Source organism: Paenibacillus hunanensis (genome assembly GCF_034055775.1).
Taxonomy (GTDB): domain Bacteria; phylum Bacillota; class Bacilli; order Paenibacillales; family Paenibacillaceae; genus Saccharibacillus; species Saccharibacillus hunanensis.
Map to the genome: position 1 here is coordinate 4,827,078 of NZ_CP139194.1, position 24,278 is coordinate 4,851,355.

Genomic DNA, 24,278 nt, shown 5'->3' on the forward strand with positions numbered 1-24,278 from the left:
GAGTGATTGTTCATGAACGAAGCAGAAAAAGAGTATCCAGTACAAAGCAGTTCCACATTTCTGAAAGGTGTATTTATCGGGGGATTGATTGGTGCAGCTGCTGCTCTGCTGTTCTCTCCTAAACCTGGTCGTGAGCTGCGTGAAGACATCTCCGACAAGCTGTCTGTTGCTGGCGAGAAAACGAAATCCGTTTACAATACAGTGTCCGATCAAACTGCACAAGCAGCAGGTCTGATCAGCGACAAAACCGTAGAGCTGGCTAGCACAGTGGGTAACAAAGCGACTGAGCTGGCACAAAACGTAGCAACAAAGGCTTCCGAGATCACTACCAAAGTAAAAGATGGCGTAACGCCAACACCAGAGCAGGAAAACGCGAAAGACAACATCATTAACCATGTAGCAGAAGCATCCAAAAACATCGCTGAAGATGTGAAAGATGCCAAAAATGATATCAGTAAAGAAGTAGGCAAAGCGGCTGATAATGTAAAACAAGACGCTAAACCACTGACTCCTGACAACAAGTAAAATCTATTCCGGCGCATTATCGTCGCCAAGAGAATGATACATGATCATAGCCGGCTCATTGCAGTCGGCTATTTCTCTGTCCAGTACACCAATTCATCTGAGAGCGAGGGAACAACATGGCCGACAAAGACGACAAGCAGCTATCCCCTAACCCGCCAAGGGTAGTAGAACCGCCCGATACGATACGTGAGCATCCGTTCGAGCTTCGACACGAGGTGAAGCGCCTGAACGAACGCCTCGACCAGCTCACCGCCGCTCTCGACAAAGCCGAGATCAAGGACATTATCGAAAACTATAGCAGCGTCAAAAAACGCATCCTGACCAACTTCGTCGCCGGCGCCGCCCGCGGCTTGGGCCTATCACTCGGTACCATCGTCATACTCGCCCTGCTCGGTTACCTGCTGTCCCTACTGGTCAGCTTCAACCTCCCCGTCATCGGCGACTATATCGGCGAACTGCTCAAATACGTAAACACCTCCCAAAGCGGACGTTAATACCTAGAGCCTATTTTCATCAAGCCGTACCAACATATAACATACCAATAATCCTCCATTGATCCGCAAGTTACGGCTGCGATCAAAGGAGGATTATTTTGCTTATTGATTGAATGCCTTTTTCTGCTCGTCTCTCAAAATGCTTCATCTCCTCTGCTCTTACCACGCAGGGAAGTAATACATTCATCTAAGCAGGCGTAGCAAAGGAATAGGTTTGCGGTTTGCGGTTTGCGGTTTGCGGTTTGCGGTTTGCGGTTTGTGATAAAGATAATAGCTGAATTGCCAAATGCTCATGCTACCAGCCAAGGTAGCTTTCAAATTCAATTTTTAATGGATAAGAATTCCCGAAAATGAAATATATAAGATCAATATGTATAAATTCCGAAGAACTATATGCTGTATTTGTTATTAAATTGTATTTAAAAAAAGTCGTATGATATAAGCCGCACAGAACGGAGGCAAGGAAATAAGGGGAAAGGACGACTTTGGAGGGGCGGGAATCTTCATTTTCACCTCATCCAAAAGATTCCCGCGGCTCCACCCGAGTCCGTCCCCTTATTCCTTGCCGGAGTGGTCCCCCACTTACACATCCACTCTCACTCAATCCCAAAACCACAACCCATCCAAGCCAAATATAATCACCTTTAAACATCATGAAAAATCCTCAACATACTCACTACGCAAAAGAAAATCACACTTCCAAGTCCCATTTTCAATTCCCACCCCATCATCCCTAAGCAAAAACAATTCAAAAAAGGTATGCCCTTCCCCTCCACCCTGTAGAGAGAAAAGCATACCTTTATTCCATTGCCAACATCGACAATTGTAATCGATCCATCATTAATCCCATGCGGTTATCCTGATGAGGATGCATTCGACATGATCTGCTTGAGCTTCTCAGTCGCACGCTTCTGGATACGCGATACACTCATCTGGGATACGCCCAGCTTTTGTGCAATCGCACGCTGAGATTGTCCTTCCTGAAATGCCAGCAGCAATACCTTTTGCTCCTGCTCTTTCAGTTGGCTCAGTGCTTGCTGTAGATCCATGCGTTTTTCTACCGCATCATAATCGTTCACATCGGCACTGATCAGCTCACCCAGGGTTGCGGCGCTTTCTTCCTGGGACAATGGAGAATCCAGCGAAACGTAGTGATAGCATTCGCGTCCAGCCAATACTTCAATCGTTTCCTCCTCAGATAGATCCAAAAATCCAGCAATTTCGCGCACGCTCGGGGAACGCTCCAGCTTCACGGTCAGTTCGTCAATCGCCTGCTGTACCAGGGCTCCCTTTTCCTTAATTCGGCGTGGAACCTGTATGTACCATGATTTATCACGCAGAAAGTTTTTCATGTGACCAATCATGCTTTTCATCGCATACGGTTCAAAAGGAATCCCCAAGGAAATATCATACTGCTGCAAAAGACGAATAAGTGCCATCTGCCCAACCTGATACAAATCCTCATACAGGTCAGGGCGATTACGAGCGATTTTACCTGCGGCCATTTTGACCATAGGCTCGTACTTTTTGATCAGTACAGTCGCAATATCGTTGTCTTTTGTTTGTTGATACTCCCAGATCAGGCCGATTGCCTCGTCCATCGATTCGGGGGGAGTCACTTTTTCACTCATACTCTTTCCTCGCTTCGAGCAAGGCTTTTGGACATAGTCACGCGTGTACCCTGACCTGCCACATTCTCGATACGGACATCATCCATCAACGCCTGCATCAGATAAAAGCCCAGTCCGCCGATCTGGACATCGCTCAGTTCTTTGTCGTGAAGCGTCGTCTGGTCAGCCATTTCTTTCACCGTTTCGAAGCTCTCCCCTTCGTCCTCAACGATGATCGACAACGTCTCTTCACCGATTTCAAAAATAACATCGATATGACCGCCATCCTGGCCGTATGCATACAATACAGAGTTGTTGCATGCTTCGGAGACAGCTACCTTCATATCTTCAATATCTTCATAGGAAAAACCCATTTTAGAGGCGATTCCGTATAAATTTAGGCGTACCACATCTACAAATTCTGCAGTGGCGGGCAGATTAAGTATCACTTTTTGAGTATCAGCTTTCATGCTATGTTCGATCCTTTCCTAGTGGGAATTCTCCTGAGGGGCGAAAAACTTGGCGATTCCGGTCATTTCAAACAGCTTTTGAATGTTGGAAGGAACTTCTTCAACGGCAAAGCTAGCATTCATGCCATGTCGTGCTTTGAGGATAGAAAGAAGAATACCAATACCGGTACTATCGATGTATTTCAAATCCTTCATGTTAACGATCAGATCCTGTTCTGCATTGCCAACAAGCGGCTCCATCACAAGACGAAAGTCGGGTGCTACAGACAGATCCATTTCCCCACTAACAAATACCGTGCAGGACTGCTCATCCATCTGGGTTACTGCATTAAATTTCTCATTTTTGTTGGTAGTCATAGACATTCTCCCCTGAACAATGGTTTCTTTACTAATAACCCAACGCCGAAAGCACTGAAACATTCGGCATCAGATCGGCCGATCACTATACCGACAATAAATAACCATTAATTTAATTATTATCCATTAAATGGTTGTATAAACAACTATCCGATCGCTGTGATCCATGCTCTGGATACTCAGCGGTATGCGATAACGACAACCTCTTCCAAGCTGTGCGCTTCTTACAAAAGAACGAAGTAGCGGCTAGGTTTAGTAGACTGTTTTTTTGGCTTCAAATCTTCCCAGCTCCGACGAGTATCTTTCCAGTATGCTTTTTACACTTGCCATTTTGACGGGCTTGCTAATATAGTCGTCCATACCTGCGGCAAAGCAGCGTCCCTTGATTCCCTCCATCACATCGGCGGTCATCGCAATAATCACACTATGTTCACCATTCACAAGCTGACGAATCCGGCGCGTTGCTTCCAGACCATCAATATTAGGCATCTGCACATCCATAAAAATATAATCGTACGTATGATGACTTGCCATACGAATCGCTTCTTCACCATCATCTGCTGTATGCGGATGATAGCCAAGACGCTCTAGCATCGTTACCATAAGCTTCTGATTAATCGGATGATCGTCCACAATCAAAATATGCGGGATCTGGCTTCCTTGCTGAAGCAGACTCGTTGGACGTTCCTCCAGATGAGTCGTTTCCAGCTCACTCATTATATATTCTCTAGCCGAAATGGTAAATGCAAATACCGCTCCCCCCTGCGCTTCCATCTCATCGCAGGCAAGCTGGATATCGCCACCCATCATCTGCACCAGATTTTTGCAAATGGCTAGCCCTAGACCGGTGCCGCCATATTTGCGTGTAAGTGAAGAGTCCAATTGGGAAAAAGGCTGGAACAGCTGCTCACGCTTCTCCTGCGCGATACCGATGCCTGTATCCTTCACCTTAAACTGGAGCTCCATTCGTCCGTCCTGCTTGCCTGTGCATTGCACCTCCAGGTATACACCACCGCGCTCAGTGAACTTGACCGCATTGGCAGTCAGATTAATAAGCACCTGGCGCAAGCGTGCCATATCGCCAAATAAGTACGCTGACACCTCGTCGCTAATGCGATACACTAGCTCCAAATCCTTTTTCGAGGCTTCCATCGAAAATAGACCGAACACTTCAGACAAACACGCTTCCAGTGAAAATGGATGCTCTTCCAGCTCCATTTTCCCGGATTCCATTTTGGTAAAGTCCAAAATATCGTTAATGACCATGACGAGCGCATCCGCACTGCTGCGGATAATCTCAGCATAGTCCTTTTGTTCCGATTGCAGCTCGGTTTCCATGAGCAGGTCGATCATGCCGATCACACCATTCATTGGTGTACGAATCTCATGACTCATCATCGCCAGAAATTCCGTTTTCGCCTTCGCCGCAATCTCAGCGTCTTCCTTGGCACGGATGAGCTCCTGATTCATTTTTTCTAGCTCCAGCGTTTTTTGCTGTAGTTGCATCGATTGCGTTTTGTGACGTTTGTTCGTTAAGTACATGTTCACAAAGCCCTCGATTTTGGACTTGAGAATCTGTGGGATGAACGGCTTCACCATGTAATCGATCGCACCGGCAGAATAACCGGCGAATAGGTGCTCAGCTTCTTTGCTGTTGGCAGAAATGAAGATGATCGGTATCTCCTTCGTCTTCTCCCGCGCTTTGATCAGCTTAGCCGTCTCGATACCATCCATGCCCGGCATCTGAACATCCAGCACAATCACAGCAAACTCGTCCTTAAGTAAACAACGCAGCGCTTCCTCTCCCGAGGTCGCTTTGACCAGATTATAGCGTTCACTTTCAAGGACGGCTTCCAGTGCGAGCAAGTTTTCAGGTCGATCATCTACAAGCAAGATGTGAATCGGTTCATGAAACCTCATGGAATCCCCCTACATTCTCTAGTTAATTTTCCGGTACACCTTTTCCATACGATCCAGCGGTTCATAGCTATCACTATAGCCAGTAAACTGCATCGATTCCTTGGAGCCAAGCACCAATATACCAAAGCGGCTCAGACTCTCATGAAACAAGCCATGCACACGCTCACGCAATTTATCATCAAAATAGATCATAACATTTCTGCAAAGAATGACGTTGAACTCGTTAAACGAACGATCCGTCGCCAGATTATGCTCAGCAAATATAATATGCTTACGCAAAAATGGCTGGAAGATAACGGACTGATAACGAGCGGTATAGTATTCGGAGAACGAGCGTGTACCGCCCGCCTCCAGATAATTTTTCGTATACAGTTGCATACGCTCAATACCGAATACACCTTCTCTGGCTTGCTGAAGCGAGCGATTGTTCATATCGGTTGCATAGATTCTCGCCTTGTCCAGCAGTCCTTCCTCATGAAGCAAAATCGCCATCGAATACACTTCTTCGCCGGTTGAACAGCCTGCATGCCAGATGCGAATATAAGGATACGTACGCAGTAACGGTACGACCTTTTCACGGAACATACGAAATAGATGCGGATCACGGAACATCTCCGTGACTGGGATCGACAGGTTTTGTACCAGTCGTTCAAAGCACGAACGGTCATGAAGTACACGCTCCTGCAATGCCGAAATCGATCCTAGCTTTTCCGAATGCACATGATGCCAGATGCGCCGGGTTAACGAAGCGCGGGCATAATTGCGAAAATCATATCCGTATAGCCGATGCATGCCTTCTAGCAGCAGATCAATTTCTATATGTTCCCGTTCCGCAAGATTCGTTGCAAGCTGACTTTCACCCTGGGGCGATTCGGTTGTACTGGTTATTTGCTCATGATCGATTGGTGTCATTTCTTTTCAGCCCCAATTCTATTCACTCTTGGCTTGTTGCCTGTTTATCATTACTCAAGTCTAACGCTTGAGTTCCATATTATTACATTAAATCGATGGATTAAAAAGCCAACGTTCTACATTATACTTCATTTACCCACTTTTGCCTTCTACGAATACAGCCAAACTCGCATTAATGATAAAAGTTGATCCGTCTGGATTGGTTTTTTTACATAATCCGATGCGCCAGCCTCGATGCACTTGGAGCGATCGTCCTTCATCGCCTTGGCAGTGAGTGCGATAATCGGTAGCTTGTCATGCTCTGGCATCTGGCGAATAAGTCGCATCGCTTCATATCCATCCATCTCTGGCATCATCATATCCATCAGCACCAGATCAAATTCCTGCTGCTCCACCAGCTCGACCGCTTCGCGACCATTCTCTGCAAAGGTCACATCCATCCGGTAGCCTTCCAGCACACTCGACAGAGCGAACACATTGCGTACATCATCATCCACAAGCAGAATACGTTTGCCTTCGAACAGCGTCTCTTTATTGTGTAGCTTCTGCAAAATACGGCGCTTATCCTCCGGCAAATCAGCCTCAACGCGGTGCAGGAATAAGGTTGTCTCGTCCAACAAGCGCTCTGGCGATTTGACATCCTTGACGATAATCGACTCAGCGTACTTACGAAGCTGTGTTTCTTCCTTATTGTCCAGCTCCTTACCTGTGTAAATGATGATCGGCAGATCGCGTAGACGCTGATCATCACGAATACGATCCAGCAGCTCAAAGCCTGTCATATCGGTCAGCATCAGATCCAGTACCATACAATCGTAACGCTTCGCATCCAGCTCCTGCAATGCTTCCTGTCCGGTTGATACAGCGGTAATTGCGACATCATCATGATCGATCAGTTCGATAATCGACTTACGCTGAATCTCGTCATCCTCTACAATCAGCAGCTGCTTCAAGCCCTGCTCGGTATACGATTGGAGATGATTGAAGGCTTTCTCAAGCGATTCCTTGCTGGATGGCTTTTTCAGGTAAGCGATCGCTCCCATCATCAGTCCCTGCTTCACATCATCCATGACGGAAATCACATGCACCGGAATATGACGGGTTGCTGCATTGCTTTTCAGATCACTCAGAATCGACCAGCCATCCATAACAGGAAGCTGAATATCCAGAATAATGGCGTCTGGATTGTATGTTTTTGCCATCTGCAAGCCGGTATCTCCCTGCATCGCCACCAGTGCGCGGAAGCCGCGTCCACGTGCCATATCCATCAGAATACGTGCAAACTTCGGATCGTCCTCGATAATGAGTAGCACTTTATCACTGGCTGCGATACGATCGCGGTCATCCTCCAGCATATCTGGCAGCTGCTGTGGAGGTAATGGCTCGACTGAACGATTGCGTCCACTCTGCTGCTGGAGCAGATGGGCTGTCTGATCCGATGGCATATAAGCCGAACTCACATGATCGACAGATGTAGCTGCGGAATTCACTGGCTGATCCACATCAGACGGCGATAGCTTCGGCAGATAGAGCGTGAATGTACTGCCACGTCCTTCCTCCGAGCGAACTGTAATTCCACCACCCAGCAAGCGTGCTAGCTCACGGCTAATCGATAATCCCAGTCCGGTACCGCCGTATTTACGACTTGTTGTACCATCGACCTGTTGGAATGCCTCGAAGATCAGATCGAGCTTATCCTGTGGAATACCGATACCACTATCGGTCACCTTGATTGCAATATACGAGGAGTCCTTACGCAAATACACAGGCAAGTCGGTGCCTGTCGATTCCTCCAGTGACATTTCGATAAAGCCCTTCTCTGTAAACTTGAAGGCATTGGACAGCAGGTTACGCAGCACCTGCTTGACGCGATGCTCGTCGGTCACGAGCGCTTCCGGCACACCATCGGCAACCGAGATGCGCAGATCGATATTTTTCTTCGCTGCGACTGGGGCAAAGTTCATATTGACGAACGTTTCCAATGCTTGAACAGGCACCAGCTCACGATTAATTTCCATTTTGCCAGCATCGACCTTGGACAGATCTAGAATTTCGTCGATCATTTTGAGTAGATCCGCACCGGACATATAGATTGTGCTCGCATATTCCAGCTGCTTGTCGGTCAGATTACCATCCTTGTTCTCCGTCAATAGCTGTGACAGGATGAGTAGACTATTCAGCGGTGTACGCAGCTCATGCGACATATTCGCCAGGAACTCGGACTTGTATTTGCTTGTCACAGCAAGTTGCATCGCCTGCTGCTCGAGCTGGAACTTACTCTGCTCGATCTCTTCATTTTGTTCCTCTGCATGCTGTACCTGCTCTTCCAGCTCACGGGTCTTCGCAATCAATTCATTGTTAAAATGCTCCAGCTCCTCCTGCTGACGCTGCAACAGGTCTTCGGAACGCTTCAACTCCTCGGTCTGCTCCTCCAGACGCTCATTCGAGCGACGTAGCTCCTCCTGCTGCATTTGCAGCTCTTCGGACTGGCTTTGCAGCTCTTCCGTTAAGGCTTGCGACTCACGTAGCAACTGCTCAACATGCATACGACGGTTGATGTTGTTCACAATCACACCGAGATCCTGTGTGAGCATATGCAATAGCTGCTTTTGCAGAGAGGTGAAGCCTTGTAGCGATGCTAGCTCGATCACGCCCAGCAGTTCATCCTCGAACAATACCGGATAGATGAGCAGGCTTTTCGGCTGTGCTCCACCCAGTGACGAGTTGACTGGAAAATAACCCGGCGGCACATCGTCGATCATAAGCGGCTGACGATCCGCTGCACATTGTCCAGTTAGACCTTCGCCGATATACAGCTCTTTCCGTGCATCGATCTGGCCCTCAGCCGCATACGCTGCGAGCAGCTGGATTCGATCCGGTGCTTCTGGTGTACGTAAATAGAGATGACCCATCTGCGCACTGAGTCGTGGGGCAAACTCGTTAAGAAAGGTCTGTGCACTTTGTTGAAGCGAGCTTACGCCGCGAAGAAGCTCGGTAATGCGTGCCGTGTTGGAATCGAGCCAGGACTGATCTTCTTTAGCCTGACGATATTTATCCTCCAGCTTGCGCTTTTCCTGTAGATCGGCTGCCATTTTTTGAAAGACTCTAGCGACTTCACCCATCTCATCCGTCGACTTTACACGCATACGACGAATCGCACCAAAGCGCTCCTCGGAGAAGCCCTTGATCATCGTCGATACTACGCCCAGCCCCTTACTAAAGCTTGGTACAATCCACAGCATCACTAATAAGCTGAGCAGAATGCCCAGCCCCATCACATAGGTTGTGATGCGAATGGAGTTCTGGTACGCCATATTGGCAGCATCGATTTCCTTATCAATCGCATTGTCCTGGTACTCGGACAATACAGTAATGCTATCGCCCAGATTCGTCTGCGCACTCAAGCCAACCTTTGTCCGATAATCGTTGGCAGCCGCAATCTGGTCACTCGCCAGAATATCGGTTACCTGACGAGCATATTCTACATAGCTCGCCCAATTCGTAGACACGGTCGCAATAAGCTGCCTTTCCTCGGGTGTATCCGCGCCGGCAGATAGTAGCTTCAAATTGCCTTCGCCGCTCGCAATCGTTTGTTCAATCAGATTACGCGTCTGCTCTGGTGGCTGAGATGAAGCACTCAACAACAGATTCGCCACTTCACGGGCGATCACATTCATTTCTGAGCGAACATCAGTCGAATAGCGTACCTTCAGATAGCGCTCCTGGTAGACCTTGTCGAGCTGTTCATTCATGTAGTTCATGCGGTCATACGTAATAAAGCCCAGCGTCATCAGAATAATAATGATGACACTGAACCCCAGTACGAGCTTTGTACGCAGCTTCATTCACTGTCCGTCCCTTCATGTAGCGAAATCCACACCAGACATTTATCGTCATCGCGATCAGACGGTGCGCCAACCTCGAAAAACATCCTTTGAATTTCGTCTTTATCCAGCTTATGGTTACCTGCTAATTCATCGATTAAAAATTGAATCTGTACATCCTGATCACCTTCCACAGCTTCCAGTAATCCATCGGTATACAGCACCAGATGACCTTCACCTTCGTAATGGAAGCTTTTCGATTCCATATCGATTCGATCAAATAGTCCAACTGGCGGCGCCGTCGTACCCAGACGAGTCACTTCGCCTTGATCCGCAAAAAATAGCCCTGGCGGATGCCCTGCGTTCACATAATCGACGCGCTTGTACTTCGTATCTACAACAAGATAGATCGCTGTAAAATAATATTGTACGAGCTGGTTCTCAATATGAAGCTGATTAAAGCGTCGATTCAGCTCCTGAATAACCTTCTCCGGTTCCACATATGTAGTGACCGTATCCTTAAGTACGGAAGCGATAAACATACAGAACAACGATGATGAAATTCCGTGTCCCATCATATCCAGCAAAATAATACCGTATCGTCCTTCGCCAAGCGGATACCAGGCATACAGATCACCTGCTAGCTCAAAGGAAGGCTTATATAACGCCTCAATCTGGAAATGAGGGTCATGAATTGGTGTACTTAGCACCGCATGCTGAACGAGACTTGCCAGCTTGAGTTCTTCCTGAATGTGCTGATCGCGTTCCTTATGCCAGTCCTTCTCATGCTTGAGTCGCAAGGCAAGACGAATACGTGCCATCAGCTCGACCTTGTTAATCGGCTTGGTCACATAGTCGACAGCGCCAGCATCCAGCGCTTCAGCCAGCTTTTTTGAATCGCCTACAGCAGTAACCATAATAACAGGAATGTCACGTAGCTTCTCATCCTGTTGTAGTAAGCGACAGGCTTCAATTCCGTCCATTTCTGGCATCATCATATCCAGCAAGATCAGATCAACTTCGTTTGCTTTGGATCGTGAGATCGCATCCGATTCACCTACGCCCAGATGCTGAAACATTTCTCTGGCCGAGGAGGAGGTTACGATATTGGTGTATTGCTCTCTTTTCAAAATCTCACGGATAATGATGACATTAGTCGGATTATCATCAACGATTAATATATTCATACATTCTCCTCATTCCTTCATTTCTGCTTGTCCCAAAAGGACTATATCCAAAACTCGTCAAAAAACCTTCAACACCACCGAGCAGGTGGAGTTGAAGGTATTGTCCAACAATTCAAGGCCCTTGCGGGGACGATGGTCTATGATTTTGATACAACCTCTTGGATCGCCCTCGGTGCATCGACTTCTCAACATTGCCGAACATCATCGTATCTGCTCATAGTGCTTCAAGTATGACGACGAGCAATGACCAGCACCTTGCCTTTATCTAATTCTTCTTCATAAAAGTCAGCTTCTTCTTTGGTGAAGCCGAGCGATGTCATCTTGGAACGAAGCTCGTCACCACGGGAACGAAATACGTTTGCCAGCGAATCGAATAAGCCTTCTTCCTTGATGCCAATCTCCTGTGTACCTGCGGTATCAGCGATTTTATCCGTGCGATCCTTCTGATGAGCCAGCACGAAAATATCATCAAAGCCATACCCTGTACTTTTCAATTCATTCACGACTTCAACTGCCTGTGTTCCATTTTCTACAACTTTTCCATAAGGTTTCGCATCAGTAGCACTCATGTTGTTCACCTTCCAGTTTAAAGTTTGTCAAAATGGTCATTGGTTCCATTAACCCGATCCTTCGCATTTGAAACACAACATTCGCTAATTTTTTTAAAATATTAAAATAATCGGCGAATCGCGTCAAACCCTGTCATGCGCTGCCTTCATCATCACTTATTGTGACCACACATCGAAAATATCGGCACTCACAATATGACCGGTATCAGGATCAGTAAATACTTTAAAGGCATAAAAATCATTATTGTAGCCTTCGCCATCGTCAGCTGTAAACTGCGGCGTGCCAAGTGCACGGGTAATCTCCTGCTTATTCAGCGCAATATGCTGACCATCCAGCTCTACCGCACCAGCTTTCACTGGTACACTAATATAGTAGATCAAACCATCGTCCATCAAGCCTACAGTCAGGTCATCATACCGATACTCGGTATAACCGGCTTGCGTTTGAGTAATCTCGGCAGGTTTACCCAGCTTATGCAGCAGATCCGCCTTCGAATCCTCTAGCGACACGCCATTCAGCGTACTGTACGTATGGTGATGATCCTCATAGACGGCATCGGATACGGATGGTTCAGCTACAGCAGTCGCAATCCGAATGCCTTGATCCGGTGTGGAAGAAGCATATTGAGCAGTTTGTACAACCGCAGTTGGCTGTACGGGAGCAGCAGATACTTGATCGTAACCGGCGTCAGGGGACAATATTCCAGCGAGCAACATCATGAGAGTAATCATCGTCTCACCCTTTCTACGGTCTACCTCTTGTGTAACACTTGCCAGCCTGTCTACAAAATCAACTTAACGCGAAGGAGATTTACGCATTCTTTGCCAGATGTTGGCGGCGATATCAACCACATTCATCCAGGCACCTTGCTTGCCGCCATATGTAGCAGCGTACGATTGTAATGTACGATCTTCCGGTGTTGAAGCTTTGACCATACCATGTGGATTCTCAGCAGACTCGTGATGGCTACCAGCGGACTTCATACGCTCGAATACCGCGCCCGTCACTTCTTTTGTCTTGAATGTCAGTTCCTTCACAACTTCGGTTACTTCACTCAGCACAACACCCAGATTATTTACAGAATCAACAACTGGATCAACCTGCTTCAGCTTGTGATCGACGTTGGCGGTAATATCGTTGACGGTACGAATCGTCTGCTTGACCTCATAAGTCAGCTCTTCCATCGTCTTCTGAACATCTTTCAATGTTGCGGATACATTATCCAGCGAATCTTTAGCTGCGAGTAAAACTTTGACTAGAAATACAACAAGTACGGCGAATGCGATCGCGATAACCGCGATACTGATATCGATGATCATAGATAGGTCCTCTCCTTCGTCACGATAGAAATTTGGGATGTCCTCCGAGGTAATTCCTCATGTATGGATGTTACTCATAACTACCCGCCAGCCCATACCACGAAACAAAAAGTACAAGCTTGCCGACTTGTCAAAGCGCTTGTTTCAAACGGAAAAACACGGGTTAACCATTCACTACCGACACTTCACGAAAGAAGGTGAGCATCCATGCTGAAATGGTCCGTTATTTTTCTAGTCATCGCAATCGTAGCCGGAATCTTTGGCTTCTTTGGCCTGGTGGAGGCAGCGGCAACTATCGCTAAAGTTCTGTTCTTCCTGTTCCTGATTCTGTTTGTGGTGAGTCTGTTGACCGGACGTCGAAAGACGTATTAGCAGGTAGCCCAACATACGAGTAGATTGCCAGCGGCAGACTATTCCGATTATACGCGATAACGTAAAAAAAGCGAAAAAAGCATGATGATCCTGCAAAGGGTCATGGTGCTTTTTTCGCGTGGTGTTATCTCCATAATATACGAGGGATTCTCCATAAATCCAGCTCAAATGTTAACGTAAGCTGATCTTTGCCAAAGGTCAGCTCCTTCACTTTGGCTACAGCAGGAATATACTTGGTTAGTGAAATACGAATCGGCTCTAGCTGCGGCCAATCGAATGCGCCATGCTTCACGATCGTATGTCGATGTGTGAGTACCAGCTCATTGCCTTCACGCACAGCATCAAAATCGAGCAAGCCGCCAAATGGAATGCCCCACAGGCTCCCTCTTACATCCGCTTGCACCACCGAGCCCTGCCAGCTAAACTCCGCTCCAGTCACTTTAATTCCTGGAGGAAAATGCTCTGCCCGATCCAGCAGCTCCTGCGTTGCCACATCGTTAAACTCCGCTGGTGTGAGTGTGGTTTCGAGCTTGCGCTGCTGAACCATCTGGATAATTTTCGCCTTGAGATCAATATCATTGTGCGTTAGACCTGGACTGCGTTCCGGTGCAATCATCCAGGCAAGCCAGCATACCGCTGCTGCCACCAGCAACGCAAGCACCAGCAGGCTGCCAAGCAATCGACGCCATAGCCTTCTACGCGGTGAATGCGATGACTTAGGTGTATTCTCTGGTGAAAAAGGCTTCTGCTTCGCTCTCGCTTCCTTATCCGATTGTTGGTGCTGATCTCCTGATTGCGTCAACGAAACGGCCTCCATTTCTGTGCAGAGACGCCGTGAACTCAGTGTGAATTCAGATTTCCTTCGGCTCTACATGCACATGTACATAATGAATATTATGCACTTTGGCCATCGTATCTTCAACCCGATCGGTAATATCGTGGCTGTCGCTCACCGACATATCCGCTGCCACCTCGATAATGACATCAACCAGAATCTGGCTACCATTGACCCGTGCCTTGATATCCTTGATCGACTCTACACCTGGAATCGAAGCGATCGTTTCTCTCAGCTCCGGTAACTCTTTTTCATCAAAGCCATCGGTTAGACGGTGCATGGACTCCTGTAAAATATCCCATGCCGTTTTGCAAATAAGCAGGCCAACGACCAGTGCAGCAGCTACATCCAGCCACGGCATACCGAATTGGGAGCCGATAATACCAACCGCTGCGCCAATGCTAACCATGGCGTCCGACAGATTATCCTTAGCTGTCGCCAATAATGCCTGACTATTCGTACGGCGAGCCAGTGCCAGATTGTAACGATATACACCATACATAATCGCCGCACAAAAGATTGCCACTGCTGCCAGCCACGGCTCGGGTGCTTGCTCATGCCCTCGGAACAGGGAACTGACCGCATCAATCAACACCTGAATGCCAACCATCGCCATAATTAATGAGGCGATGAGAGCCGCCACCGTCTCTGCACGAAAATGACCGTACGCATGATCCGAATCTGGCGGCTTACGAGCAATCCGCAAGCCGATCAGTACAGCAATCGAAGCGACAATATCCGTGAGATTATTCATACCGTCCGCGCGCAATGCGCTGGACAGGAATACATAGCCAAGAACGAGTTTGAACGTAGATAGTACCAGATACGATACAATACTGAGCCATGCCCCACGCTCGCCTTCTTTTAAATTCTGATACACATCCACCATTTCACTAGATCCTCCTACACTCGGAAGCAAGCTTATACCCTGGCTCCCGATTTCATCTGTTCATCTTAACAAATGAAATTATTGTGGGTCTAGAGAAACGTTGTAGGGGTGGGCAAACCTTTTAGCCTGTTGTAAATGTTGTAGTGTCGGGCAAATCATGTGGTGGGGGTGAAAATCTGTAACGGGGTGTAAACAGTTTTGCATTGGGGAAAGATGTGGATGTCGAATGATTTTGTTTAATATAGTGAACAGGGATGGGGATTTTAAGATGTTTTTGGTGTTCTTTTGAAGTGTAAAGCGGTGAAAGTTAGTTGAGCGATGGAGCTGCAACCACTCCGGGAAGGAATAAGGGGACGGACTCAGTGGAGCCGCGGGAATCTTTTGGATGAGGAAGAAATGAAGATTCCCGCAGCTCCAAAATCGTCCTTACCCCTTATTTCCTTCCCTCCGTTCTGTGCTCTTCTCAACATTATGGTTTTCTGAAGATGAATACCAAAACATTAATCGTACATATAGAGAATGTTCGTTCAATAAGAATTCTATACGTTTATACGAAATGAAAATCACTTAGTGGGGTTAGGCAAATCATTTTACTGCTTGTCATCTGGGAATCTTTATTTCTGCTTACTCCAAACGGTTCCTTAGGCTCCATACGAGTCGATCTCCTTCCTACGTCTTTATTCTTCCTTCCTTTAGTAGTGTGTATGTCTAGCAAAACATCTTTCGTACATGTTCTAAATTTAGAAGATACGATATGTCTTACATAAATTAAAAGGTATATCTGTATGTTGAGCAAAACGGATTTTTACCTAGGAGGGGTAAAGGCAGTAAAGGGAGATAGCAAAAAGCCTGAGCGGTCGGGGACATTTTCATATCCCTGAACGTTCAGGCTGAGCATTACGTTATTAAAATCGCGTTATGCGGATGAGAGAGGTATCGGCTTATACTTCAACCGGATACATTTTTTCGCGCATTTCTTGAATTTCTTTGCTTTCCAGATATTCATCATAGCTCATCATGCGATCGATGATGCCGTTAGGCGTGATCTCGATGATGCGGTTCGCAATCGTTTGTACGAACTGATGGTCATGAGACGTGAACAGGATCGTTCCGTCAAAGTCGATCAGACCGTTATTGAGTGCAGTGATCGATTCAAGATCCAAGTGGTTCGTTGGCTCGTCCAGCAGCAGGACGTTACCGCCCATCAGCATCATGCGGGACAGCATGCAGCGAACCTTCTCGCCCCCGGACAGTACGCTTGCTTTTTTCAAAGCTTCGTCGCCGGAGAACAGCATACGACCGAGGAATCCGCGCAGGAACGATTCATCCGGGTCTTTGGAATATTCGCGCAGCCAGTCTACCAGCGTCACGTCTACACCGTCAAAGTAAGCGGAGTTGTCGTTCGGGAAGTATGCTTGAGATGTAGTTACACCCCATTGATATGTTCCTGCATCCGGCTCTACCTCGCCCATGAGGATTTGGAACAGCGTTGTTTTCACATTGCCGTTTGGACCAACTAATGCGATTTTGTCGCCTTTGTTTACGGTCAGAGTCAGGTTGTCGATGACTTTTTCGCCATCTACTGTTTTCGTCAGACCATCGATCAGCAGCAATTGCTTACCTGCTTCGCGCTCACCTTTGAAGTTAATGAACGGATATTTACGGTTAGATGGACGAATGTCATCCAGCGTAATTTTATCGAGCATTTTTTTACGGGAAGTTGCTTGCTTGGACTTGGATTTGTTGGCACTAAAGCGTTGGATAAACGCCTGTAGTTCCTTCACCTTGTCTTCTTTTTTCTTGTTTTGCTCACGGCTCAGTTGCAGCGCAAGCTGACTGGACTCGTACCAGAAGTCATAGTTACCTACGTACATCTGGATTTTACCAAAGTCGATATCCGCGATATGCGTACAAACCGTGTTCAGGAAGTGACGGTCGTGACTGACTACGATAACAGTGCCGTCATACGATGCAAGGAAGTTTTCCAGCCAGTGAATGGACTCGATGTCCAAGTGGTTGGTAGGCTCATCCAGCAGCAGGATGTTCGGGTTACCGAACAATGCTTGTGCCAGCAGGACGCGTACTTTCTCGTTGCCGTTCAATTCCTTCATCATTTTGTATTGCATTTCGTTGTCGATACCGAGACCGTTCAGCATCTCAGCGGCTTCCGCTTCAGCTTCCCAACCGTTCATTTCAGCGAATTCTGCTTCCAGCTCGCCAGCACGCATGCCATCTTCATCACTGAAGTCTGCTTTTGCGTACAGTGCATCTTTTTCTTTCATAATATCGTACAGGCGTTTGTGACCCATAATTACAGTCTCCAGCACCTGAAACTCATCATATTCCGATTGGTTCTGTTTCAGAATCGCCATACGCTCGCCTGGAGTGATATGCACATCGCCTTCGTTCGGCTCCACTTCGCCAGACAGAATTTTTAGAAATGTCGATTTACCAGCACCATTCGCGCCGATCAGACCGTAGCAGTTACCTGCTGTGAATTTAATATTTACATCTTCAAAAAGGGCGCGCTTACCATAACGCAGCGTGACACCTGAAGTACTAATCATGTATTCAACCCATCCTTATCCTTAGTAAAATATAGTAATGAAGCTTTCCAATCTCATAAAAAAAAGACAGTATTCGTTCGTATGAAACGACTGTTGGCAATAGTATACCACACTAATAGAGGTAATCGTAGGCGTGACTTGAGGTTTGTGATTAAAATTTGAAATGGATTTGTTGGGGGAATCAAGCTTTTAGTGGAGTTGCTTTATTAACTTTGGCAAGGAATAAGGACATAAACTCAATTGAAGTCAGGGAAATCTACTAGATTAGGATAAAATGTAGATTCCCACACTTCCAAATCAGTAACATAGTTTGCATCGCAAAATCACTTTGCATTGAACACCATGTTAGAAAATCACTAGCACGACCATTTGTCCTTTCCCGTATTACTTTTCCTTCGCTCTGTAAGGAAGCATCATTGAGTATAAAATATTACGCAAATCATTATTTGATCATATAATCGATTGTATATAACCAAAATTTATTGACTTAACCTGTACTTTCATAAAAACAATAGAATAGTATTCTCAAGGATTTTTAGAAAAAATAGTGAAATATTCTGTTAAACTCCTGGTAAGAAGAACTGGATATTTATATTCGAATATAGATATATATTTCCTAATCAAAAAAGAGATTTCAGAATCTGTTTCATTAGTTAAAATTTCATTCCATGTATCTGGTTTGTATCTCATAATGTTGCTAAATGCAAACATAATTAAGTAATGGACACAAATTTCTGGTAGAACTATATGTTCTAATGGATTTTCGATAAACCAAAAATCCCCGTGTATATCAGAAAAGATCATTGCCCTTATATTGGAAACTTGTTCATCTGGTATTGTAATAGCGCTTTTCCCAGAATGATTACCAATAATCTCATTAGGAAATGCTTTTTGAAGCTCATTTATTGTAGGTTGCACTTTGCCATCTCCAATTAAAAAATCCCATTCAATCGATCTTGGAGAATTAGAACGTTTAATCAATAATTGATGTGATCGACTATTCTTTTTAGACACTAAATTATAATATTCTCTCAACTCAGGCACCATGCTGAGTAAAGTACCTATAGTAGGATTAAATTTATAATTCCAAAATTGCTTTATTGAGGATCTATTATCTTGTAAAATTTCAACGCCTTGGGCCAAATGATTAATAACTGGAAATGACAAGAATAAATCACTAAATGTTCCTCCAATAGTTGGTCCCCCGCCAAACTTCACATTAAACTTTTCATAGTCTGCTCCATGTGATCCGTGCATCATACCTAATTTGTATCTTAATGGATTGTTCATGACGACCATTCCATAAACATAAGCTGCAAAAGAGTAAAAGTAAATCAAAGGCTTAACCATCATCGGAGAATTTTTACCTGCATCAAAAAGTTGTCTTCCTTGAATAAAACAACTTCTTAATTCATTTGCACTTTCAGCACTGATTCCTGCATTAGAAGAAGAACTCAAATTGAGCTTTTTCTTTCTATAAATTTGTTTGATTTTATCCGTATTTTCAACCACGTCTAATAACTCATAAACAGCTTTTTCTTTATTAAAATCGCTTATTTCTAAAATCTGAGGTGCGGAATTAGGCTGTAGTCTTTTTTCACATTCGCTCCATATGAGCCTATAATTGTTTTGTGCATCTGTAGGCTTAATATCTTTTTCCTGTAAAAAAAACTTAATGTTGTTTTTATATTGCTCTCGTTCAGCTTCGCTAAAATTTTTCCATTGATTATGCAATTCTGCTTTATCAGAAGTATTCAAATAATCCCATTCTTCTATTGGAAAAACAGGATTACTAATAGGGGAGTAAAAGTTAACTGGATCGTTAAGTAAATTTTTAATATTAACATCTTTGTTATTCATTGTAATTCCCCCTTAATGTTGTATTACTAACTAATATCGTAAATAAAGATACCTAATTTAATAGTATGTACATAATACTTAAAATTAATAAAAATAAAAAAGCCTGCATATTAATATGCAGACTTCTCTTGCAATCCATCCGAACGGCACGCCTCTGCGCGTTCTTCTGCCTCTTCATCCAATAGCCCGTGTACAATCAACGTCTCGCCATATCCGAGAACGCGGATACGTTCTTTGGCAATATGCAGGCGCTGGCGTTCAGCATCAAGGCGATCCAGTGCTTCGCGCGCAGTATCATCGGCGAGCTTGAAGGTGCCGTAATGCATCGGTACCATGATTTCGGCGCAGATGTCGTTGAAGGCGCGTAGTGCTTCTTCAGGTGTCGTGTGCTGAGAGCTATTGAACCATTCCGGTTCATAGGCACCGATTGGTAATAATGCGACATCAATACGGTGACGGCGACCGATTTCGGCGAAGCCAGGGAAGTAGCCGCTATCTCCGGCAAAATAAACGCTTGGTGGTACAGCACGCTGCTGATAGCCCATTTCCTTCCTTGTCACGTCTGCTGTAATCGTAGGATGAGGCTGGTGTATGGGGTCTTGAACCGTTACCCACGGGTTATGCTGATCGTCTGGCATGATCGGATGATGTACCGGCTCTAACACATAGCCGCCCCAGTGGGAGGTATTGGTATCCAGTAAAGTACGGCGACTCCAGTGCTGCGTAGGAACAAAGGTAAGATTCAGATCGCCGATCTTGAGCGTTTCCCACCAGTGCATTTCATGGCAACGTCCGAAGCCTTTGCGCTGCATTTTCCGTTTGAGGCCTGCGGGTACGATAATGGTGGTTGAGCTACGATACAGCTTGCGGATTGAGCTGATGTGCATATGATCATAATGCGAGTGCGAAATAAGGATGAGATCGATCGGTGGAATATCCTCGATTGGAATGCCTGGCTGTCCAATTCGGCGTTGAAAAGCTAGCCGCTGTGCCCACACTGGATCGGTTACGATATTCAAGCCTTCATATTGAATAAAAAAGGTGGAGTGACCAATCCACGTGATGGAAGCGTCTTCACGATTATCGTGCAAATAATTCATTTCTGGCTGATGATTCGGCACGAGATAGGAGCGGTCGCGTAGCGCTTTTTTGCGCCGATCAGCACGCCATTGCTTGAACTGCTTGAGAGTCTTGTCGATGCTAACATTGTCTACGTTGTGATAACGAGGTTTTGGCATAACAATATATTCCTCCCCTGCTGCATGTAATGTAAGTCAACTGGATCGGTCTGCGGTAGGTTCACTCGGGTCTATTTACTGTACCTGCAAACCGACCTGTACATGAGAAATCCTACTATATAATAATAATAGTGAATGCCAGGGCTGTGTCATCCACAGTTCCCTGGCATCGTTGGCAGGCGGGAGACACGGCTGGCGGTCTTTGTCGGTATATTACCCGGTTTCAGAGAGGCCGCAACATCGCCTGCATCGGTACAATATACAAGCCTGCCTCTGGATCACGGCGAATGAGCACCTGCACATCGTACACTTCTTCAATTAGTTCCGACGTCAACACCTCTTGTGGATGACCGGAGGCTAGAATACGCCCTTCTTTCATCGCGATAATCACATCGCTATAACGAAGCGCCTGATTAATATCATGCAGCACCATCACAATCGTTAAGCCATATTCCTGATTGAGCCGCTGGATCAGCTCCATAATTTCTAGCTGGTAAAACATATCCAGATACGTGGTCGGCTCATCCAAAAATAAAATCGGTGTCCACTGAGCAAGTGCCATCGCAATCCATACACGTTGCCGCTCGCCACCAGACAGCTGATCTAGTGTGCGGAAACGGCGCTGCTCCAGATTCGTACAGGCAATCGCCCATTCCACAGCCTCCTCGTCCTCCTGCTTGTTGCTGGAAAACATCGTTTTGTGTGGCATCCTGCCAAAGCGAATCAGTCGCTCTACCGTTAGATCGTCCGGTGCTTCATTTTGCTGATGCACCACAGCCAGCCGCCGTGCCAGCTCCACAGGACGATAGCGCGTAATCGCCTTCCCATCCAGAATCACTTCGCCTTTTCTTGGCTTGCCATTACTGGACATCACATTGAGCAAGGTCGATTTGCCGCAGCCATTTGGCCCGATAATCGTCGTAATTTTCCCCTGCTGAATCGTCGTCTGCACATTATGGAGACGATCCACATTGCCATCATAGGAAAAGGTAATACCGTTAACGTCCATGCAAGCGGTCACTCCTTCGGATCAGGAAAATAAGAAAAGGCCCGCCGATAATCGCCATAATGATCGATGCTGGAATTTCCTGCGGTGCCAGAACGGTACGCCCCAGCGTATCAGCGAGCAGTAGCAATAATCCACCTGCCAGCGCGCTAAAAGGAATCAGCCATCGATGATCCGATCCGACAAGCTGTCTGCCGATATGCGGAATGAGCAAACCGATAAATACAATCACACCCGCGATAGCCGTAGCTGTTGAAGCAAGGATGACCGCCACAACCGAGATCAACACACGTACGAGCGTGACATTCAAGCCCAGATTGCGCGCCGTCTTTTCCTGTAGTGCTAAATAATTACACCAGCTTGCTACCAGCAGCGCGAGAATCAGTCCAATACCACCGTACCAGAGCATCACATCCACATCGACCCATTTCTTCATCGATAACGTAGAGGTCGTGACCTGATTCAAGCTGGTTACCGCATAGCTTCCACGATAATTAAACGACTGTCCCAGTCCCGAGAAGATCGCATTTACAGCGACCCCGATCAAGATCAGTCGCACCGGATGCAATCCAGAGCGCCACGAGAAGCCATATACCATCAGACATGCCAGCGCTCCCCCGAAAAAGGAAAAGACCGGCATCCAGAAATACAGCGCTGGAAAAACGGTTACGGCAATCAGCGATACGAGCGCCGCACCGGACGAAATGCCGATCACACCCGAATCCGCCAGTGGATTCTTCATCACCGCTTGAAATAATACACCTGCAACTGCTAATCCCGCGCCAGCCATGACCGCGATGATGATACGTGGTAACCGCAGATCACGCACTACATTTACCTGCGCATCCGTGCCTGTCCACATCCCTTGCAGCAGCTGCGTCACACCGACATGCAGACTTCCGGTCATCGCTGAATAGAGCATGACGCCAATGAGCAGGGCCAGCACAGCGATAAAGCTCCATAAGCGGCGGCGCTCCTGACGATGATATACCCGATGTGCATCCTCTCTGTCGACGTTAGATACTTGGACAGCAGCCGGGGTTGAATTTATATTTGCCAAGCTCCTTCGCTCCTGTCTGTTAGTGTTGGATAGTGGTTACTGCCGTACGTATCTCATCTATATAAGAGATTATGCATATCCCTCTATAGAAGAAACGGGGCTACTCTTACTCTTACTTTTACTGTACCTGCTCTATCCGCTGATACGACATGCCTCCAGTGTCATCGCTTTATACAACCTCTATCTCACAAAGCTGTTCTGCACAGTACGATTCATCTTATTGCGCTGGATACAGCATCTTCACCAGCTCATCCAGCGCTTGATCTGCGGACAGACTTGCCGTCGTACCAAATAACGGCTCAGGCAGATCGTACACATGTCCCTTTTGCACCGCATTAAAATGCTTCCAAATATCATTCGTTTTAAATTCCTCATCAAACATTTGCACGACTTCCTCCGGCATCCCATGCGCTGCTCGCAAAATGATATCCGGATTCGTTTGTTGCAAATACTCGGTATTGGAAGCGAGGTACTCCACATTCTCTCCTTGCACAATGTTCGTGCCACCTGCAAGCTTCACCAGATCACCGATGTACGAATTCTCGGTAGCTACCAGATAGCTACCCGGCACACCCAGCAAAATAAGCACCTTAGGCGAAGGCTTACCTTCCACCTGCTGCTTGATCTGGGCGACTTTAGTTTGCAGCTTGCTATTGATCGCTTTCGCCTGCTGTACACGATCAAACCCCGCACCCAGCTTCGTAATTTCCTTTTCCATATTGGCGAGACTTTCAAAATTCAGAAACTCGGCGTTAATATTCAGCCCTTTGAACTTAGGCTCCAGATCATATTGAAGAGTCGTAACGGATAAAATATCGGTTGGTGCAAGCGACAGCACCTTTTCCATATCGGGACTCATCGGGTTGCCCACATCCGGTACATCCTTATAACGCTCGGGCAGTTGCTTGGTGCTTGTCGGCTTACCTACCAGATCAAGCTGGAGCGCGTCAGCAATCTCAGTGATCGCAACGGTTGTAGCGACGATACGTGCTGCCCCTGTATCGGTAGTCCCTTCATTTCCCTGCGCCGCTGCCGTTGTAGAGGCTGTACCCGCAGAGCTAGAGCAACCGGATAAAAGAAATACCAGTAGACATAGCAACACGCCCCAGCTCATCCATTTCCCTATCGATTGACGCCTGTGATGATGCTGACTGATCATCATAGACGCGTTAGACAATTCAAAACCACGCATACGTGAATATGATGAGCTGCACTGGATGTCTACTACTCGCTCGAACGCGGACGAATCGCTTGTCTGCCCAG

At 46.5% G+C, this 24,278-nt stretch carries 21 protein-coding genes; 3 read left to right on the top strand and 18 right to left on the bottom strand.

Features of this window, described 5'->3' with window-relative positions; genetic code table 11:
- Positions 1-12 precede the first annotated feature (12 nt).
- Both SK066_RS19550 and SK066_RS19555 read left to right on the top strand, forming a co-directional pair.
- Entirely contained in the window at positions 13-525 is a 513-nt protein-coding gene (locus tag SK066_RS19550) for a YtxH domain-containing protein (RefSeq protein WP_320542723.1), read from the top strand.
- A 116-nt stretch (positions 526-641) separates the two neighbouring features.
- Positions 642-1,019: a DUF5665 domain-containing protein gene (locus SK066_RS19555; protein WP_188777276.1), complete on the top strand. Its 378-nt coding sequence runs from the start codon at positions 642-644 to the stop codon at positions 1,017-1,019.
- Positions 1,020-1,873: 854 nt separating this feature from the next.
- On the opposite strand, the gene SK066_RS19560 is transcribed toward SK066_RS19555, so the two are convergent.
- The 10 genes from SK066_RS19560 to SK066_RS19605 form a co-directional block, all read right to left on the bottom strand.
- Positions 1,874-2,650: a sigma-70 family RNA polymerase sigma factor gene (locus SK066_RS19560; RefSeq protein ID WP_188777278.1), complete on the bottom strand. Its 777-nt coding sequence runs from the start codon at positions 2,648-2,650 to the stop codon at positions 1,874-1,876.
- Positions 2,647-3,099 (bottom strand): anti-sigma B factor RsbW, encoded by a 453-nt coding sequence (gene rsbW, locus SK066_RS19565; RefSeq protein ID WP_250344988.1) that lies wholly within the window; start codon positions 3,097-3,099, stop codon positions 2,647-2,649. Before rsbW ends, SK066_RS19560 begins: the two co-directional genes overlap by 4 nt.
- An 18-nt stretch (positions 3,100-3,117) precedes the next feature.
- Positions 3,118-3,456: an STAS domain-containing protein gene (locus tag SK066_RS19570; protein WP_188777281.1), complete on the bottom strand. Its 339-nt coding sequence runs from the start codon at positions 3,454-3,456 to the stop codon at positions 3,118-3,120.
- Positions 3,457-3,708: 252 nt separating this feature from the next.
- Positions 3,709-5,376 (bottom strand): response regulator, encoded by a 1,668-nt coding sequence (locus tag SK066_RS19575; RefSeq protein ID WP_320542724.1) that lies wholly within the window; start codon positions 5,374-5,376, stop codon positions 3,709-3,711.
- Between the two features lie 18 nt (positions 5,377-5,394).
- A complete protein-coding gene (locus SK066_RS19580; protein WP_188777286.1) occupies positions 5,395-6,288 on the bottom strand; it encodes a CheR family methyltransferase in 894 nt (297 codons plus the stop codon).
- A gap of 149 nt (positions 6,289-6,437) precedes the next feature.
- Entirely contained in the window at positions 6,438-10,133 is a 3,696-nt protein-coding gene (locus tag SK066_RS19585; RefSeq protein ID WP_320542725.1) for a response regulator, read from the bottom strand.
- The gene (locus SK066_RS19590; RefSeq protein ID WP_320542726.1) at positions 10,130-11,299 is read right to left on the bottom strand and encodes a fused response regulator/phosphatase; all 1,170 of its coding nucleotides are present in this window, start codon (positions 11,297-11,299) and stop codon (positions 10,130-10,132) included. Before SK066_RS19590 ends, SK066_RS19585 begins: the two co-directional genes overlap by 4 nt.
- Before the next feature lie 224 nt (positions 11,300-11,523).
- The gene (locus SK066_RS19595) at positions 11,524-11,868 is read right to left on the bottom strand and encodes a YflT domain-containing protein (RefSeq protein WP_320542727.1); all 345 of its coding nucleotides are present in this window, start codon (positions 11,866-11,868) and stop codon (positions 11,524-11,526) included.
- A 156-nt stretch (positions 11,869-12,024) separates the two neighbouring features.
- Positions 12,025-12,600 (bottom strand): hypothetical protein, encoded by a 576-nt coding sequence (locus SK066_RS19600; protein ID WP_320542728.1) that lies wholly within the window; start codon positions 12,598-12,600, stop codon positions 12,025-12,027.
- A gap of 63 nt (positions 12,601-12,663) precedes the next feature.
- Complete coding sequence (locus tag SK066_RS19605; protein ID WP_250344981.1) at positions 12,664-13,188, bottom strand: DUF948 domain-containing protein; 525 nt, start codon at positions 13,186-13,188, stop codon at positions 12,664-12,666.
- Between the two features lie 207 nt (positions 13,189-13,395).
- On the opposite strand from SK066_RS19605, the gene SK066_RS19610 reads away from it, so the two are divergent.
- Positions 13,396-13,560 carry a DUF1328 domain-containing protein gene (locus SK066_RS19610; protein WP_188777300.1) on the top strand — a complete coding sequence of 55 codons (165 nt, stop codon included), beginning with the start codon at positions 13,396-13,398 and terminating at the stop codon, positions 13,558-13,560.
- A gap of 124 nt (positions 13,561-13,684) precedes the next feature.
- Here the strand turns inward: SK066_RS19610 and SK066_RS19615 are convergent, their stop codons facing one another.
- The 8 genes from SK066_RS19615 to isdE form a co-directional block, all read right to left on the bottom strand.
- Positions 13,685-14,362, bottom strand: coding sequence for a hypothetical protein (locus SK066_RS19615; protein WP_320542729.1), 678 nt, complete (start codon positions 14,360-14,362; stop codon positions 13,685-13,687).
- A 49-nt stretch (positions 14,363-14,411) separates the two neighbouring features.
- On the bottom strand, positions 14,412-15,284 hold the full coding sequence (locus tag SK066_RS19620) for a cation diffusion facilitator family transporter (protein WP_320542730.1): 873 nt from the start codon (positions 15,282-15,284) through the stop codon (positions 14,412-14,414).
- Between the two features lie 941 nt (positions 15,285-16,225).
- Positions 16,226-17,851 carry an ABC-F family ATP-binding cassette domain-containing protein gene (locus SK066_RS19625; protein WP_320542731.1) on the bottom strand — a complete coding sequence of 542 codons (1,626 nt, stop codon included), beginning with the start codon at positions 17,849-17,851 and terminating at the stop codon, positions 16,226-16,228.
- A gap of 525 nt (positions 17,852-18,376) precedes the next feature.
- A complete protein-coding gene (locus SK066_RS19630) occupies positions 18,377-19,711 on the bottom strand; it encodes a YaaC family protein (protein WP_320542732.1) in 1,335 nt (444 codons plus the stop codon).
- 110 nt (positions 19,712-19,821) lie between these two features.
- Positions 19,822-20,949: an MBL fold metallo-hydrolase gene (locus SK066_RS19635; RefSeq protein ID WP_320542733.1), complete on the bottom strand. Its 1,128-nt coding sequence runs from the start codon at positions 20,947-20,949 to the stop codon at positions 19,822-19,824.
- Positions 20,950-21,172: 223 nt separating this feature from the next.
- The gene (locus SK066_RS19640; protein WP_320542734.1) at positions 21,173-21,958 is read right to left on the bottom strand and encodes an ABC transporter ATP-binding protein; all 786 of its coding nucleotides are present in this window, start codon (positions 21,956-21,958) and stop codon (positions 21,173-21,175) included.
- Positions 21,948-22,877 (bottom strand): FecCD family ABC transporter permease, encoded by a 930-nt coding sequence (locus SK066_RS19645; protein WP_320544925.1) that lies wholly within the window; start codon positions 22,875-22,877, stop codon positions 21,948-21,950. The genes SK066_RS19640 and SK066_RS19645 overlap by 11 nt, the downstream gene beginning before the upstream one ends.
- Positions 22,878-23,232: 355 nt before the next feature.
- Positions 23,233-24,129 (bottom strand): heme ABC transporter substrate-binding protein IsdE, encoded by an 897-nt coding sequence (gene isdE / locus SK066_RS19650; protein WP_320544926.1) that lies wholly within the window; start codon positions 24,127-24,129, stop codon positions 23,233-23,235.
- Between the last annotated feature and the right edge of the window lie 149 nt (positions 24,130-24,278).

Excerpts from the sequence above, each read along its gene's own strand:
- SK066_RS19630 (WP_320542732.1), bottom strand. The coding sequence starts at position 19,711 with ATGAATAACAAAGATGTTAATATTAAAAATTTACTTAACGATCCAGTT.
- SK066_RS19625 (WP_320542731.1), bottom strand. The coding sequence starts at position 17,851 with ATGATTAGTACTTCAGGTGTCACGCTGCGTTATGGTAAGCGCGCCCTT.
- SK066_RS19550 (WP_320542723.1), top strand. The coding sequence starts at position 13 with ATGAACGAAGCAGAAAAAGAGTATCCAGTACAAAGCAGTTCCACATTT.
- SK066_RS19585 (WP_320542725.1), bottom strand. The coding sequence starts at position 10,133 with ATGAAGCTGCGTACAAAGCTCGTACTGGGGTTCAGTGTCATCATTATT.
- SK066_RS19595 (WP_320542727.1), bottom strand. The coding sequence starts at position 11,868 with ATGAGTGCTACTGATGCGAAACCTTATGGAAAAGTTGTAGAAAATGGA.
- SK066_RS19605 (WP_250344981.1), bottom strand. The coding sequence starts at position 13,188 with ATGATCATCGATATCAGTATCGCGGTTATCGCGATCGCATTCGCCGTA.
- SK066_RS19640 (WP_320542734.1), bottom strand. The coding sequence starts at position 21,958 with ATGGACGTTAACGGTATTACCTTTTCCTATGATGGCAATGTGGATCGT.
- SK066_RS19580 (WP_188777286.1), bottom strand. The coding sequence starts at position 6,288 with ATGACACCAATCGATCATGAGCAAATAACCAGTACAACCGAATCGCCC.
- SK066_RS19610 (WP_188777300.1), top strand. The coding sequence starts at position 13,396 with ATGCTGAAATGGTCCGTTATTTTTCTAGTCATCGCAATCGTAGCCGGA.
- SK066_RS19590 (WP_320542726.1), bottom strand. The coding sequence starts at position 11,299 with ATGAATATATTAATCGTTGATGATAATCCGACTAATGTCATCATTATC.
- SK066_RS19635 (WP_320542733.1), bottom strand. The coding sequence starts at position 20,949 with ATGCCAAAACCTCGTTATCACAACGTAGACAATGTTAGCATCGACAAG.
- rsbW (WP_250344988.1), bottom strand. The coding sequence starts at position 3,099 with ATGAAAGCTGATACTCAAAAAGTGATACTTAATCTGCCCGCCACTGCA.
- SK066_RS19575 (WP_320542724.1), bottom strand. The coding sequence starts at position 5,376 with ATGAGGTTTCATGAACCGATTCACATCTTGCTTGTAGATGATCGACCT.
- isdE (WP_320544926.1), bottom strand. The coding sequence starts at position 24,129 with ATGAGCTGGGGCGTGTTGCTATGTCTACTGGTATTTCTTTTATCCGGT.
- SK066_RS19600 (WP_320542728.1), bottom strand. The coding sequence starts at position 12,600 with ATGATTACTCTCATGATGTTGCTCGCTGGAATATTGTCCCCTGACGCC.
- SK066_RS19620 (WP_320542730.1), bottom strand. The coding sequence starts at position 15,284 with ATGGTGGATGTGTATCAGAATTTAAAAGAAGGCGAGCGTGGGGCATGG.
- SK066_RS19645 (WP_320544925.1), bottom strand. The coding sequence starts at position 22,877 with ATGCTCTATTCAGCGATGACCGGAAGTCTGCATGTCGGTGTGACGCAG.
- SK066_RS19570 (WP_188777281.1), bottom strand. The coding sequence starts at position 3,456 with ATGACTACCAACAAAAATGAGAAATTTAATGCAGTAACCCAGATGGAT.
- SK066_RS19555 (WP_188777276.1), top strand. The coding sequence starts at position 642 with ATGGCCGACAAAGACGACAAGCAGCTATCCCCTAACCCGCCAAGGGTA.
- SK066_RS19560 (WP_188777278.1), bottom strand. The coding sequence starts at position 2,650 with ATGAGTGAAAAAGTGACTCCCCCCGAATCGATGGACGAGGCAATCGGC.